11 protein-coding genes and 1 tRNA gene are annotated in these 14148 nt (G+C 68.6%); 6 read left to right on the forward strand and 6 right to left on the reverse strand.

The features are described 5' to 3' along the window. Window positions 1-28: 28 nt before the first annotated feature. Window positions 29-574: a peroxiredoxin gene (locus LAO51_01990; GenBank protein ID MBZ5637508.1), complete on the reverse strand. Its 546-nt coding sequence runs from the start codon at window positions 572-574 to the stop codon at window positions 29-31. Window positions 575-704: 130 nt separating this feature from the next. Between LAO51_01990 and LAO51_01995 the strand changes: the two genes are divergently transcribed. Together LAO51_01995 and LAO51_02000 are read left to right on the forward strand one after the other, a co-directional pair. Further along, window positions 705-1310 carry a TlpA family protein disulfide reductase gene (locus LAO51_01995; protein ID MBZ5637509.1) on the forward strand — a complete coding sequence of 202 codons (606 nt, stop codon included), beginning with the start codon at window positions 705-707 and terminating at the stop codon, window positions 1308-1310. Next, window positions 1307-1945 carry a thioredoxin family protein gene (locus LAO51_02000; protein MBZ5637510.1) on the forward strand — a complete coding sequence of 213 codons (639 nt, stop codon included), beginning with the start codon at window positions 1307-1309 and terminating at the stop codon, window positions 1943-1945. Before LAO51_01995 ends, LAO51_02000 begins: the two co-directional genes overlap by 4 nt. 133 nt (window positions 1946-2078) lie before the next feature. Here LAO51_02000 and LAO51_02005 read toward each other — a convergent pair whose 3' ends face one another. Further along, window positions 2079-3071 carry a dihydroorotate dehydrogenase-like protein gene (locus LAO51_02005; GenBank protein ID MBZ5637511.1) on the reverse strand — a complete coding sequence of 331 codons (993 nt, stop codon included), beginning with the start codon at window positions 3069-3071 and terminating at the stop codon, window positions 2079-2081. 9 nt (window positions 3072-3080) lie between these two features. Further along, window positions 3081-6677 (reverse strand): pyruvate:ferredoxin (flavodoxin) oxidoreductase, encoded by a 3597-nt coding sequence (gene nifJ, locus LAO51_02010; GenBank protein MBZ5637512.1) that lies wholly within the window; start codon window positions 6675-6677, stop codon window positions 3081-3083. 313 nt (window positions 6678-6990) lie between these two features. Between nifJ and LAO51_02015 the strand changes: the two genes are divergently transcribed. Together LAO51_02015 and LAO51_02020 are read left to right on the forward strand one after the other, a co-directional pair. Further along, window positions 6991-8010 carry an NAD-dependent epimerase/dehydratase family protein gene (locus LAO51_02015; GenBank protein MBZ5637513.1) on the forward strand — a complete coding sequence of 340 codons (1020 nt, stop codon included), beginning with the start codon at window positions 6991-6993 and terminating at the stop codon, window positions 8008-8010. A gap of 247 nt (window positions 8011-8257) precedes the next feature. Continuing rightward, a complete protein-coding gene (locus tag LAO51_02020; protein ID MBZ5637514.1) occupies window positions 8258-8659 on the forward strand; it encodes a histone in 402 nt (133 codons plus the stop codon). A 103-nt stretch (window positions 8660-8762) separates the two neighbouring features. Here LAO51_02020 and LAO51_02025 read toward each other — a convergent pair whose 3' ends face one another. Next, window positions 8763-11285, reverse strand: a complete 2523-nt coding sequence (locus LAO51_02025; protein MBZ5637515.1) for a response regulator — start codon at window positions 11283-11285, stop codon at window positions 8763-8765. Between the two features lie 160 nt (window positions 11286-11445). Here LAO51_02025 and LAO51_02030 point away from each other — a divergent pair. Further along, window positions 11446-11520: transfer RNA gene (locus LAO51_02030), tRNA-Glu, on the forward strand. A gap of 33 nt (window positions 11521-11553) precedes the next feature. Here LAO51_02030 and LAO51_02035 read toward each other — a convergent pair. Together LAO51_02035 and LAO51_02040 are read right to left on the reverse strand one after the other, a co-directional pair. Then, window positions 11554-11871 (reverse strand): hypothetical protein, encoded by a 318-nt coding sequence (locus LAO51_02035; protein ID MBZ5637516.1) that lies wholly within the window; start codon window positions 11869-11871, stop codon window positions 11554-11556. 137 nt (window positions 11872-12008) lie between these two features. Further along, window positions 12009-13376, reverse strand: a complete 1368-nt coding sequence (locus tag LAO51_02040) for a phosphomannomutase (protein ID MBZ5637517.1) — start codon at window positions 13374-13376, stop codon at window positions 12009-12011. Window positions 13377-13486: 110 nt separating this feature from the next. Here LAO51_02040 and LAO51_02045 point away from each other — a divergent pair. Continuing rightward, the coding region (locus LAO51_02045; protein ID MBZ5637518.1) for a hypothetical protein at window positions 13487-14148 on the forward strand (662 nt) is incomplete at its 3' end.

Consider the following 14148-nt stretch of genomic DNA (forward strand, 5'->3'; position numbering starts at 1 on the left):
GCCTCCCTTCCTCCCGTTTCGCTGCCTCTCATTTCTTCTTGGCGACCTTGAGCTCCGCCAGCCGGGCGGCGACGTCGCGCCCGGCGGTCGCCGGCTTCACGCTCGTGTCGACGTAGAGGATCTTCCCGTCGGCACCGATGTAGAACGTCCAGCGCTTGGCCAGCCGGACGCCCGGCATGAGCACGCCGTACGCGTCGGCGACCTTCTTGTCCGGGTCGGCCAGGATCGGGAAATCGACTCCCAGCGACTCCGCGAACTTCCTGTCGGTCTCGGCGTCGTCCACGCTCGCGGCGAAGTAGGCGACGTCGAAGGCGCGAATCGCATCCCCGCTCTCACGGAGCGACTTGCACTCGGCGGTTCAGCCACCGGTGAACGCCTTCGGAAACCAGGCGAGCACCACCGCTCGCTTCCCGAGGTAATCCGCCAGACGGTGGGTCTTCCCGTCGGACCCCTTGAGATCGAACGCGGGGGCCGGATCGCCCGCTTTGAGATCGGCCCTCGCCGAGGTGGCGCAGGCGCCGACACCCAGGAAGAGGACCGCCGCGGCGGCCAGGCTCAGCGAATGGTCGAGCATCGTGTCCTCCAGGTTGAAAAGGGACAACCGCCATCCATATTACACCGACCGCCTTCCGTCGCCTCGACCCCGCGAGGGACGTGCGGCCCATTCGGCATCACCCGGATAGAATCGGACTCCGGAGGATCGAATGACGTTCGGCAGCATCGTCGACTCAACGCGCCGCGGACGGGGGGCGGTCTTGGGCGCGGTCGCGACGTGCGTCCTCTCGGCCGTCGCGTGCCGCGGGACGCTCGTTCCCCCGGGGGGAGCGTCCGGCCCCGTGCGGGGACGCGACGTCGAGCTCATCCCCGCCACCGCGCCGAGGGTCCTCGACGAGGTCCGCCGGCCCGGAGCGTCCGTGGTGCTCGTGAACGTCTGGGCCACTTGGTGCCTACCCTGCAGGGAGGAGTTCCCCGACCTGATGAAGCTCCGCCGGAGCTTTCTGGGCCGCGGCCTGCGGCTCGTCCTGGTCTCGGGGGATTTCGACTCCGACCGAGCGTCGGTGGTCCGGTTCCTGGCGGCGCAGGGCGTCGACTTCCCCTCGTTCATGAAGGACGGGGGCGACATGGAGTTCATCGACGGGCTGGACGCGCGCTGGTCGGGTGCGCTTCCGGCGACCTTCCTCTATGATCGGGCGGGACGCCCCCGGGGGTTCTGGGAAGGCAAGGCGGACTACGCCACCCTGGAGCGCCGGGTGACCGAGGTCTTGACCGGGCGGGACGAATCCCCCGCCCCAACCGAGGAGAAACCATGAAGCGAAGCCGCTTCTTCGTGTTCGTTTCGACGGCGTGCCTTCTTGCGGTCGTGGTCGGACTTGGCGCCGCTAGCGCCGCCGAGGCGGGAAAGAGCCTGTCCCTGGGCGCCATGGCGCCGGCCGCCGACGTGAAGATGAAGGGCGTCGACGGCCGCGAGGTCTCGATCGCCGACGTGCGCGGCGAGAAAGGGACCCTCGTCATCTTCACCTGCAACCACTGCCCCTGGGTCAAGGCGTGGGAGACGAGGATCGTCGAGATCGGGAACACCTGGGCTTCGAAGGGCTTCGGGGTGATCGCGATCAACTCGAACGACCCGGCGGCCTACGCCGAGGACTCGTTCGACGAAATGCAGAGGAGAGCGCGGGAGCGCGGAATGCGGTTCCCCTACGTCGTCGACGGGAGCTCCGAAGTGGCGCGAGCCTTCGGCGCGTCCCACACCCCCGAGGTGTTCCTCTTCGGCGCCGGGGGCGTCCTCGTGTACAAGGGAACAGTGGACGACAACGCGAAGGAGCCGGACAAGGTGAAGTCCCACTACCTCGCCGACGCGCTCACCGCGGTGGCTGCGGGGAAGGAGCCGGCGGTCCGGGAGACGAAGTCGCTCGGCTGCTCGATGAAGTTCCGGCAGGCCGCCTGACCATGCGAGTCCGAGAGTAGGAACCAAGAGATGGGACGGCAGTCCTCTGCCGTCCCATCTCTTGGTTGCGGGGGAGCGGGGGCGGAGCCCCCGCTTGCTCACCGGTAAGGACCCGCCGCGAGTCTGGCCTCCCCTACCCCTCCCACCCCTGCAGGATCCGTGCGTAATTCGCCCGTTCGAACGCCTTCGGATCGGGGCACCGCACGAGGTTCATGCTCCCCTGCATCTGCCGGAGCGACTCGTACTCGTGCTCCTCGAGCCAGGCGGCCATCTGGTCGCGGAGCGTGCCGAGGTGGGAGACGCCGTTCCGTAGGAGCACGGAGACCAGCTGGACCGCGTGCGCCCCGGTCATCACCGCCTTGATCGCGTCGAGGGCCGTGTGCACGCCGCCGGTCACCGCCAGGGAGCCCTTGATCCGTCCCGAAAGGACCGCGAGCCAGCGGAGCCTGAGGAGCAGCTCGGAGGAGTCTGACAGCTCGAGGCGAGGAACGGCGACGAGCTGCTCCACGTCGATGTCCGGCTGGTAGAAGCGGTTGAAGAGCACCAGGCCGTCGGCGCCGGCGACGTCGAGTCGGCGACCGAACTGGGCCAGCGAGGAGTAGAACGGGGAGAGCTTCACTGCGACGGGGATCCGCACGCTGGCCTTCACCGCGCGGAGCATGTCCTCCGCCCGCTGCTCCAGAACCTGGCCGGTCTCGTCCGGGTCGGTGGCGAGGTAGTAGAGGTTCAGCTCGAGGGCGTCGGCGCCGGCCTCCTGCATCAGCCGGGCGTACTGCAGCCACCCGCCCTCGGTGACCCCGTTCAGCGAGGCGATCACCGGGACCTTCACCGCCACCTTGACCCTGCGGAGGTGCTCGAGGTACTCGTCCGGGCCCAGCGCGAACACGTCCGAGGCCGGGAAGTACGTCTGCGCCTCGGCGAACGACTCCGCGTGGGTGTCCATGTGGCGCGAGGCCGCCAGCTGCTCGCCCACCACCTGCTCCTCGAAGAGCGAGTGCATCACGATGGCGGAGGCGCCGGCGTCCTCCAGCCGGCGCACCGTGTCGAGGTCGTCGACCAGGGGCGACGCCCCGGGCATCAGGGGATGCGGAAGCGTGAGGCCGAGGTAGTCCGTGCGGAGATCCATGGGCTCCTCCTACTTGTCCGCGGCCGTGACGGCCGCCTCTTCGGCGGACGCCGCCGGAACCGTGAGACCTGCCAGCTGCTGGTACACCGCGATGCGCTGCGCCGCGAAGTGCTGCGCCTGGTCGAGGAGGCGCTTGAAGCGCGCCGAGTCCATCTTCTCCACCATCCGGAAGCGGGTCTCGCTGCGCATGTAGTCCGCGACGCCGACTTTCGGCGGCCCGGAGTCCAGGAGGAGCGGCGGCTGGCCTTCGGCGATTCGCCGCGGATCGAACCGGTAGAGCGGCCAGATCCCGCAGTCCACCGCCGCCTTCTGGTGGTTGACGCCCTGGGCCAGGTCGTAACCGTGGGCGATGCAGTGGGAGTACGCGATGATCATCGACGGGCCGGGATACGAGTCGGCCTCCTGGAACGCCCTGACCGTCTGTGCGTCCTTGGCCCCGAAGGCGACCCGGGCGACGTACACGTGGCCGTAGCCCATGGCCATCATGCCGAGGTCCTTCTTGCCGATCTCTCGCCCCGCCATGGCGAACTTGGCGGCGGCGCCGAGCGGGGTCGCCTTCGACTGCTGGCCGCCGGTGTTCGAGTAGACCTCCGTGTCGAGCACCAGGACGTTGACGTCGCGCTTCATCGCCAGGACGTGGTCGAGGCCCCCGTACCCGATGTCGTACGCCCAGCCGTCCCCTCCCACGAGCCAGACGCTCTTCTTCACCAGGTAGTCGGCCAGCGTCTCGAGGCGGCGCGCTTCCGCGCCCTCGACGAGCCTGAGCCTCGCCTTGAGCGCCTCGACCCGCTCCCGCTGGACCGCGACGCCGGCCTCGCCCGTCTGATCGGCACCGATCAGCTCGCCGACCAGGATGTCGCCGATGGCCTCCCCGAGCTTGCGGAGAAGGTCGTGCGCCTGGCGGACGTGGGTATCGATGGCCAGGCGGTAGCCGAAGCCGAACTCCGCGTTGTCCTCGAACAGCGAGTTGGACCACGCGGGACCGCGCCCGTCCCGGTTGACGGCGTAGGGCGTCGTCGGCAGGTTGCCACCGTAGATGGACGAGCAGCCGGTGGCGTTCGCGATCAGGGCCCGGTCGCCGAACATCTGGGTCAGGAGCTTGACGTACGGCGTCTCGCCGCATCCGGCGCACGCGCCGGAGTACTCGAACAGCGGCTGGAAGAACTGCGTCCCCTTGTTGTCGATCTTGACCTTCGTCCGGTCCGGGTCGGGCAGGTCGAGGAAGAAGCGGTAGTTGTCGCGCTCCCTCTTCCTGAGCGGCATCTGCGGCGCCATGTCGATGGCCTTGTGCTTCGGGTTCGACTTGTCCTTCGCCGGGCAGATCTCCACGCACAGGTTGCAGCCGGTGCAGTCCTCCGGCGCCACCTGGATCGTGTACTTCAGCCCCTTGAAGTCCGACGCGCGGTAGTCGGTGGACTTGAAGGAGGGTGGCGCGCCGTCGAGCTCCCCGGGCTCGTACACCTTCGCGCGGATCGCCGCGTGGGGGCAGACCAGCGCGCACTTGTTGCACTGGATGCAGATCGCCTCATCCCACACCGGGATCTCGAGGGCGATGTTGCGCTTCTCCCACTGGCTCGTCGCGGTGAGCCAGGTGCCGTCCACGGGAAACGCGCTCACCGGCAGCAGGTCGCCCTTGTTGGCGATCATGACCGCCGAGACGCGCTTCACGAAGTCGGGCGCTTCGTCCGCGACGATCGGGGGGCGGGAGCGCTTCGCGGTGACCCGAGCCGGGACCGCCACCTCGTAGAGGTGAGCCAGGGTGTGGTCGACGGCCTCGAAGTTCCGCCGCACCACCTCCTTCCCCTTCTTCCCGTACGTCTTCTCGATGGTCTGCTTGATCTTGTCGATCGCCTCGTCGCGAGGGAGGACCCCCGAGATGGCGAAGAAGCAGGTCTGCATGATCGTGTTGATCCGGCCTCCCATCCCGGTGTCCTTCGCCACCTTGTACGCGTCGATGACGTAGAACTTGAGCTTCTTCTCCACGACCTCCTCCTGGACCTCCCGGGGCAGCTCGTCCCAGATCTCGTCGGGGCCGAACGGGGAGTTGAGCAGGAAGGTCGCGCCGGGAGCGGCCAGGTCGAGCATGTCGTACTTGTCGAGGAACACGAACTGATGGCAGGCCACGAAGCTCGCGCTCCGGATCAGGTAGCTGGAACGGATGGGGCGCGGGCCGAACCTCAGGTGCGAGATCGTGATGGCCCCGGCCTTCTTGGAGTCGTAGACGAAGTACCCCTCGGCGTAGTTCGGGGTCTCCTCGCCGATGATCTTGATCGAGTTCTTGTTCGCTCCCACCGTCCCGTCGGCGCCGAGGCCGAAGAACACCGCGCGGACGACGTCGTCGGGCTCGATGTCGCGGCGGGCGTCGTACGGGAGCGACGTGTGGGTCACGTCGTCGGTGATCCCGATGGTGAAGTGGTTCCGAGGCCTCTCCGTCGCGAGATCGGCGAACACCGCCGAGACCATCGCGGGAGTGAACTCCTTCGACGACAGGCCGTAGCGCCCGCCGACGACCCGCGGCTCCCGGTCGAACGTGGAGAACCCGTCGTCCCGCGCCTCGCGGAGCGCCGTGACGACGTCGAGGTAGAGCGGATCGCCCACCGCGCCCGGCTCCTTGGTCCGATCCAGGACCGAGATCGAGCGAACCGTCGGGGGGAGCGCGGCGACGAAGTCGCGGAGGGAGAACGGACGGTACAGCCTGACCTTCACGAGGCCGACCCTCTCGCCGCGGGCGATCAGCCACTCGACGGTCTCGTGGGCCGCCTCCGCCCCGGACCCCATCAGCACCAGGACGCGCTCCGCCTCGGGATGGCCGACGTAATCGAAGAGGCGGTAGCCGCGTCCGGTGAGCGCGCCGAACCGGTTCATCGTCTCCTGGACGATCCCGGGGCAGGCCGAGTAGTACGGATTGCAGGCCTCTCGGGCCTGGAAGAACGTGTCCGGGTTCTGCGCCGTGCCGCGGAGCACCGGCCGGTCCGGCGTGAGCGCGCGTCCCCGGTGCGCGCGGATCAGATCGTCGTCGAGCATCGCGCGGAGGTCGTCGTCCGAGAGCTCCTCGATCTTGTCCACCTGGTGCGACGTCCTGAACCCGTCGAAGAAGTGGAGGAACGGGACGCGGGACTTCAGGGTCGCGGCCTGCGAGACGCAGGCGAGGTCGTGGGCCTCCTGCACCGAGCCCGATGCGAGCAGCGCGAACCCGGTCTGCCGACAGGCCATGACGTCGGAGTGGTCCCCGAAGATCGACAGGGCGTGGGTGGCCAGCGTGCGAGCCGACACGTGCATCGAGTACGCGGTCAGCTCGCCCGCGATCTTGTACATGTTGGGGATCATCAGCAGGAGTCCCTGGGACGCGGTGAACGTGGTGGTGAGCGCGCCCGCCTGGAGCGCGCCGTGCACCGCCCCGGACGCGCCTCCTTCGGACTGCATCTCGATCACGTCGGGGACGGTACCCCAGATGTTCCGGCGCCCCTGTGCGGACCACTCGTCCGCCCACTCGCCCATGTTGGACGAGGGAGTGATCGGGTAGATGGCGATCACCTCATTGGTGCGGTGGGCCACCGAGGCGGTGGCCTCGTTGCCATCCACGGTGATCATGCGTCGTACGGCCATTCGATGCCTCCTTGTCCTCATCCCCCGGGTCGGACTCCCGGAGGTCGGTCATTCCTCTGGGGAACTCCCGCGTGGAGAACGAGCGAATTTCCCCTCCCCGAACCCTCCGGCCTGGGGTCGCCCGGCCGACGCGACACGGCGTCTGCATCGTTCGGGATGTTTCGGCGAGAAGGTGGCTTGGGGGATAAAGTAGCATGCGGCGGACGTGCCGGAAAGACCCCCATCCCGTTCCGCGGGAGAGGTCGCGCGAGGGCCCTGGACCGGGCGCGAGTTGCTGCTATCCTGTCCCCCGATCGCGACCTCAGGAGGGGACATGGGCCGACCCGTTGCGCTGGTCACGGGAGCGAGCGGAGAGATGGGGCACCTGCTCCTGCCCGCCCTCGAGCACCGCGGATACGACATCGTTTCGCTGGACCTGGTCCCGCTCGAGGCCGCGCAGTCCGCGTGGTGCGCCGAGACCGTCACGGCGAGCATCCTCGACGCCGAGGTCTTGGACGACTTGTTCCGCCGCCACCACCCCGAGATCGTCTTCCATCTCGCCGCGGTGCTCTCCACCAAGGCCGAGCGGGACCCGGATCTCGCCTACGACGTGAACACCCACGGTACCGTGTCGCTGTTCCGGCGCGCCCGCGATGAAGCTCGCGTCCGCGGCGGGAGCGTCCGCTTCTTCTTTCCCAGCAGCATCGCCGTCTACGGCCTCGCCGACGCGCGGGCCAAGGAGGCGGCCGGCGCGGTGAAGGAGAACGACTGGAATTGCCCGTCCGGCATGTACGGGATCAACAAGCTCTACTGCGAGACGCTCGGCTCCTACTTCACGCGCCGCGCACTCGAGCGGGGGGAGCCGGGGATCGACTTCCGCTCCATTCGATTCCCCGGCCTCGTGTCCGCGGAGACCCTTCCGTCCGGCGGCACCAGCGACTACGCGCCGGAGATGATCCACGCTGCCGCGCAAGGAAAGCCGTACGCGTGCTTCGTTCGCGCGGACACGAGGCTGCCGTTCATGACCATGCCCGACGCGGTCGACGCGCTGCTCGCACTGACGTTCGCCGACCCGCGGGCGCTGACGACGCGCGTGTACAACATCGGCGCCTTCAGTCCGTCGGCGGCCGAGATCCGTGCGGCGCTGCTCGAGCCGTTTCCCGACGCCCGCATCGACTTCGAGCCGGAGGCGGCACGACAGGCCATCGTGGACACCTGGCCCGCCGACGTCGACGACCGCCGCGCGCGGGTGGATTGGGGCCACTCGCCTCGCCTCGGGCTGCGCGAGGCGCTGCGGGATTACTTGGTCCCGGCGCTGCTGCAGCGGTACGGCGCACGCGCGGCAACGCGCTAGCGAGACCGAAAACGAGCGGGAGAGGCACCAGCCCGCCGCCGTCCGCGACCTCGCCACCGCCATGATCTTTCGATAAGTCATTGTAGAACAGCAGCTTGCGCGCGCGCCCCAGGGACCATCCGAACCCTGCGCCCGGGGCAGCCGGCCCCCGCGTCGTTGCTTGAAAACTCCCTTTTTCTCAACGGCTTGGGGGTATAATCGCGCCACGACGGGCTGATGCCCGGCCCGCTGGAAGGAGGTTCTCGAGATGGCGAAAGCAGCGAAAAAGAAGGCCTCCCCGAAAAAAAAGGCCGCGAAGAAGAAGCCGGCCGCGAAGAAGGCCTTGAAAAGAGCGCCGAAGAAAACTGCGAAGAAGGTGACCAAGAAGACCGCAAAAAAAACCGCGAAGAAGAAGGCCGCGGCTCCGAAGAAGAAAGCCGCTCCGGCCCCCGCCGCGAAAGCGACGATCGCGCGCAAGCCGGCTGCGGAGAAGGTCCTCCCCGGGAAGCCGCCCGCCGCGATGCCTCCGAAAGAACGGTTTGCGCCGGCGGTGAAGCCGCCCATGACGCCGCAGATGCCCGTGTCCTCCGATCAACCCGTCCGGCCGGACGAAATGCGTCCCGCGCCCGCGTGGGACAAACCGATGCCGCCGACCGGGGGCAACAACTGAGAAGTCGGACGGGACGCTCACGGAAGGTCCCGTCCGACTCGTTTGATGGCTGCCGTCGCCGGGCGCGCGCGGTGCGGCGAACGCGTCTTAAGCTCGAGCGCTCTCAGGTCGTCGTGGAGACGAGCGCCTGGGAGAGGACTCGCCGGACGCTCTCCACGTCCAGCGGCTTGACCAGCACGCGGTTCGGCAGCCCCTCGAGGAAGCGCAGCGTTTCCTGCCGGACGAGGTCGCCGGTGGCGAACACGAACCGGCGGATCATCTCGGGCCGCTCCGCGGCGACGCGCTCGTAGAGCCCTCTCCCGTCGAGACGCGGCATCCTCATGTCGGTGACCACGAGGTCGAAGTCGGCCTCCGCGAGACGCTGCCACGCCTCCTCGCCGTCGCTCGCGAGGGTGACCTCGGCGCCGTACTGGAGGAGGACCCGCGACACGAGGTCCGCCACGTTCGGCTCGTCCTCGGCGACTAGGATCCGGCGGCCGTTAAGCCGGTCCCCCAGCCCACCGTTCTCGCGGTCGTCGGGGGTGGGCTTCGCTTCCACCGATCCCGGCCCGGCGATGGGGAGGAGCAAAGCGAAACAGGCGCCGATCCCGCTCGACGGAGGGACGAGTTCGACCCGCCCGCCGTGCTCGCGCGCGATTCCGTAGGAGACCGAGAGTCCGAGCCCGGTTCCCTGTCCGGGCTCCTTGGTGGTGAAGAACGGGTCGAAGATCCGGTCGCGGATCGAGGCCGGGACGCCGGGACCGTCGTCCTCGACCTCGACGGCGACGAATCCGTCACGCGCTCGGGTCCTGAGCGTCATCCGGCCGGGGCGCCCGAGCGCCGCGATCGACTGCTCCGCGTTGTTCACCAGGTTCAAGACCACCTGCTCCACCTGGTGGAAATCGAAGCGGGCGCGGGGAAGCGCGGGGTCGAGATCGAGGGTCACCTCGATCCTCGAGGACCTGAGTTGGTAGACCTTGAGATCGAGGACCCTCTCGACGCACGCGTTCACGTCCTCGAGGCGCTTCTCCGGAACGTGTTTCCGTGCGAACGACAGCAGGTTCAAGACGATTCGCTGGCAGCGGCGGGCGGACTCGACGATCCGCTCCAGGTCCCTCCCCTGCTCCGAGTCCCCCGCCTGGGCCCCGAGCAGCTGCGCGTAGCCCAGTACCGCGGAGAGCGGGTTGTTCAGCTCGTGCGCGACCCCTGCGACCACTTCGCCGATGCTCGAGAGCCGCTCCGCCTGCGCGAGGCTCTTCTCGGCCCGCCGCAGCTCCGTCACGTCCCGTCCGATCCAGACCCGGCCGGCGTCCTCACCCGCCGGCCCCAGGAGTGGGGCGTCGACGAGGCTCACGGACACCGGCGAGCCGTCGGGACGCGAGAGCGAGATGTCGAGCGGGATCGCCTCGCCGACGTCGCGCCGGCGCGGGACGACGGACCCCGCCTCTCGCCCCAGCACTTCGACGATCGGGCGCCCGACGGCATGCTCCGGGGTGAGTGCGGTGATCCGCGCGGCGCCACGGTTGAACTCCGTGATCCTCCCCTGCGTGTCGGTTCCGATGATCATGTCCGGGGTGCAGTCGAGCACCTGGCGGAGCTTCTCGCTGGTGCTGCGGTGGCGAGCGGCCTCCATCGCGACCTCCCGGAACAGCAGAGCGTTCTTCAGGGCGTTGGCGGACGCCCCGGCCGCCACACGGCAGAAGCGGATCTCCACCGGATGAAACGGCGTCTCGCGGCTGGCCCGCAGGAAGAGCGTGCCCAGGACTTCTCTCCCGAAGACCAGGGGGAGCACCAGAAGCGACCGGTAGCCCATGCGCAGGAGATGCTCCCGCACCGGCGCGACCAGCGGGTCGTTCTCGACGTCACGCACGATGACCGGCTCGCGGGTCTCGATCGCTCTGCGGATCTCCGGGTACTTCCCCAGATCGATCTCGAGCATGTCCACGTCAGGGTCGTCGTTCGCCGCCACCACGAAGCAGTTGCGGAGCCTCTCGTCCACCAGCAGGATCGAGCAGCGCTGCGCTCTCACCAGATCCCCCACGCGCTGCACGATCAGCTTCATGACCTGGCGCACGTCCAGGGTGCCGGTGACCGCGTCGGTGATCTCGAGGAGCGCCCGGAGTTCCTCGCTCTCGCGACGGGCGTCGTGGAGCGTGTCCAGGGTTCCCGAGACGCGCCGTACCAGCGGCCCGAGGTAGAGGACCACGGAGATCAGGAAGACGATGCGAGCCCAGAGGGCGACACTCAACAACGGAGGCGTGGCAAGGACCACGACGGACGACGACGCGTAGAGCACGACGATCGCGATCCCCGCGAGAGTGGACCGCGTTTGGTCGCGCGGCACGGCCGTGGCAAGAACCGTCAGTAGAAAGGAGACGAGCAGGGCCGGGTCCACCGTGGGGCCGATCGCGAGGGCCAAGGCCGGCAGAAGCGTGTCGGCGAGGACCAGGATCGGAGCCGATCGCGACAGTCCGGACGGCAGCAGGTGAGAGGCCACGGCGCTCAGGAGCAGCGCGCCGATCACCACGATCGGAAGGGGTGCGGCGGCCCCGTTCGACCAGACCACGCCGATCGTTGCGAGAAGGAGCAGCCAGCGAAGGGGAAGCAGACCGACCCGCCGCGCGAGCCCCCGGAAGCCTAAAATCATCGTCCCCGCCTCCCGCCGCCCTCAAGCGACAACTCGAGTCAGTAGTTACACATATGCATTGCACTTTCAATATATATTCGATTAATGCAGAAACAACCCTGCGACCAGAGCGAAGATTGGCGCGAGTTGACAGTGCAACGGCGCCGCTTATAATGGCGCCGGCGCTATCGTCTAGGGGTTAGGACGGGTGGTTCTCAGCCATCAAACCGGGGTTCGAATCCCCGTAGCGCTACCACTTCCCTCGTGACTTCCTGGCCGGATCGCGGGCCTATTCGGCGGTCTCCGACACGGCGGGCAACTCGGCGGCGAGAACTTCCAGCTGGGCGGGAAGGCGCGCGTCCGGGAAGAGCCGCTGGAGGATGCTAAGGACGTTCCGACGAACGTCGTCGATTCGCTCCGTCGTCAGCCGCTCCTGGACGAGCTTCCCGACGTACTCGTCCTCGCCGAGCCGGCAGAGCAGCAGGAACGTGGGATCGTCCGCCGAGACGTACTTGCGGTCGGCGCCGCTGAGCGCGGCAATGCGGCGCTTCAACTGCCCGTCGAGCTTCAGCCCCACGAAGATCGGCTGCCGGTCGCTCAGATTCACTGCCGCCTGGCCCCTCTCGTGCAGCGCCGCCGTGGCGTCCGCCTTGCATAGGCCAGACTCGCAGGAGCCCCGCCGATTGTCAAGGGCGCGACGGAACGAGGTGGATCGCTGCGGGCGAGGCCGGCGGCCCGGGAGCCTCAGCCCTCGCGGTCGAGGACGAGCAGGAGCTCGCGGGTCTTTTCCTCCATCAGCGCCGCGTCTCCGCGCGATTCCACGTTGAGCCGGATGAGCGGCTCGGTGTTCGACGCGCGGAGGTTGAAGCGCCACCGCTCGAACTCCACCCCGACGCCGTCGGTCTCGTCGACCCTGAGCGCGCGGGGCCCGTAGGAGGCGCGGATCCGCCCGATCGAAGCGAGGGGGTCGGCGACCCGTCGGTTGATCTCCCCGCTCGCCGGGTACCGGCGCATCCTCTCCGCGACCAGCTCGCTGAGGGACTTCCCGGTCTCGCTCATGATCGAGAGGACGAGGAGCCACGGGATCATCCCGCTGTCGCAGTACGAGAACTCGCGGAAGAAGTGGTGGGCGGACATCTCGCCGCCGTACACCGCATCCTCGCGCCGCATGACCTCCTTCATGAAGGCGTGTCCGGACTTGCTCTGGACCGGAACCCCGCCCGCCTCGCGGACCACCTCGATGGTGTTCCACGTGAGGCGGGGGTCGTGAACGATTCTCGCGCCGGGATGACCCTTGAGCACCTGGGACGCAAGGAGACCGACGATGTAGTACCCCTCGATGAACTCCGCTTCCCCGTCGAACAGGAAGCACCGGTCGAAGTCTCCGTCCCACGCGATACCCACGTCCGCCTTCTCCCGAAGCACGGCGTCCGCGGTGACCTTCCGATTCTCGGGGAGGAGTGGATTCGGGACGCCGCTCGGGAAGCGGCCGTCCGGCGTGTGGTTCAGCTTGACCAGGTGGAACGGTAACCGGGGCTCGAGCCGGTCGAGGATCGGTCCGGCTCCGCCGTTCCCGGCGTTCACCACCAACCTGAAGGGCCTGAGCGCCCCGGCGCTCACGTAGGAGAGGAGATGGTCCACGTAGGCGGGAACGATGTCCACCGACTCGACCGCTCCGCCACCTCTCGCCGGACCGAGGTCGCCCTCGATCACCCTTCGCTCGATCTCCTTGAGGCCGGTGTCGGCGCTGATCGGCCTCCCCTGCTCCCGCACCAGCTTGAGCCCGTTGTAGTCGACGGGATTGTGGCTTGCCGTCACCATGACGCCGCCGTCGAGGCCCAGGTGGAAGGTCGCGAAGTACACCCCCTCGGTCCCGCAAGCTCCGATGTCCACCACGTCGACGCCCGTGGCGGTCAGCGCGTCCCGCATGACGCCCGCGAGCTCGGGGCTGGTGAGACGGATGTCGTATCCCACCGCCACCCGCCGCGCCCCCGTGAAGGCCGCGTAGGCCCGGCCGATCCTGGACACGAGATCGTGGTTCAACTCGTCCGGGATCCGTCCGCGGATGTCGTAGGCCTTGAAGCAGGCGAGCCGTTGGTTCTCCGCGCGCATCGCGTCGCCCTCCGCAGCGATTGGAAACCCGGCGAGGATACCAGATGCCGCCGGGCTCCCGGTCGAGGTCTCGGCTATGCTCTACCCTGGAAAACGCGACGATGGGACGAATGGGCGGCGGTCGGGCGGCGGGAAGCGGCGTGGGGGGTTCGGCCCCGACGGTTTACGCCTGGCTCTCGCTGGCGCTCCTCGCGGCGCTTCCCTACATGGGTTCGCTCGGGAACCCTCTGATCCATGACGACCGCACGATCCTGGACAATCCATGGCTTCGCGACGAGGCCGGGCCCGCGTCGGTGTTCCGCCACGATCTGTGGTTCGGGACGCGCCATGCCGGCTCGGACCTTTACCGCCCGCTCACGGCGCTGTCGCTCGCCTTGAACCTGCGCTTCGCCCCGGGTAGAGGAGCGTTCCACGCGGTGAACGTGCTCCTGCACGCGGGAACGGTCCTCCTGGCCGCAGCCTCCCTGCGCGCGATCCTCCGCACGCTCGCGCCGACGCCGCCGAGCGTCCCTCCCGGGGGGCGCGGCGGCCTGCCGTTCGCGGCGTGGGCCGGTGCCGCCGTTTTCGCGGTCCACCCGCTCGCCAGCGAGGCGGTCCTGCTTGCCGTCGGTCGGGCCGAGGTCCTGGCCGCCGGACTCGGCCTCGCGGCGTTCCTCCTCCTGGTCCGTTCCGAGAGGAGCGACGGGTGGGGGGGCTGGCCGTTCGCCGCCGCGGTGGCGCTGTTTCTCCTCGCGCTGCTCTCGAAGGAGAGCGCCGCGGCGTGGCTCGTGCT

It is taken from the genome of Terriglobia bacterium, assembly GCA_020073205.1.
Classification (GTDB): domain Bacteria; phylum Acidobacteriota; class Polarisedimenticolia; order Polarisedimenticolales; family JAIQFR01; genus JAIQFR01.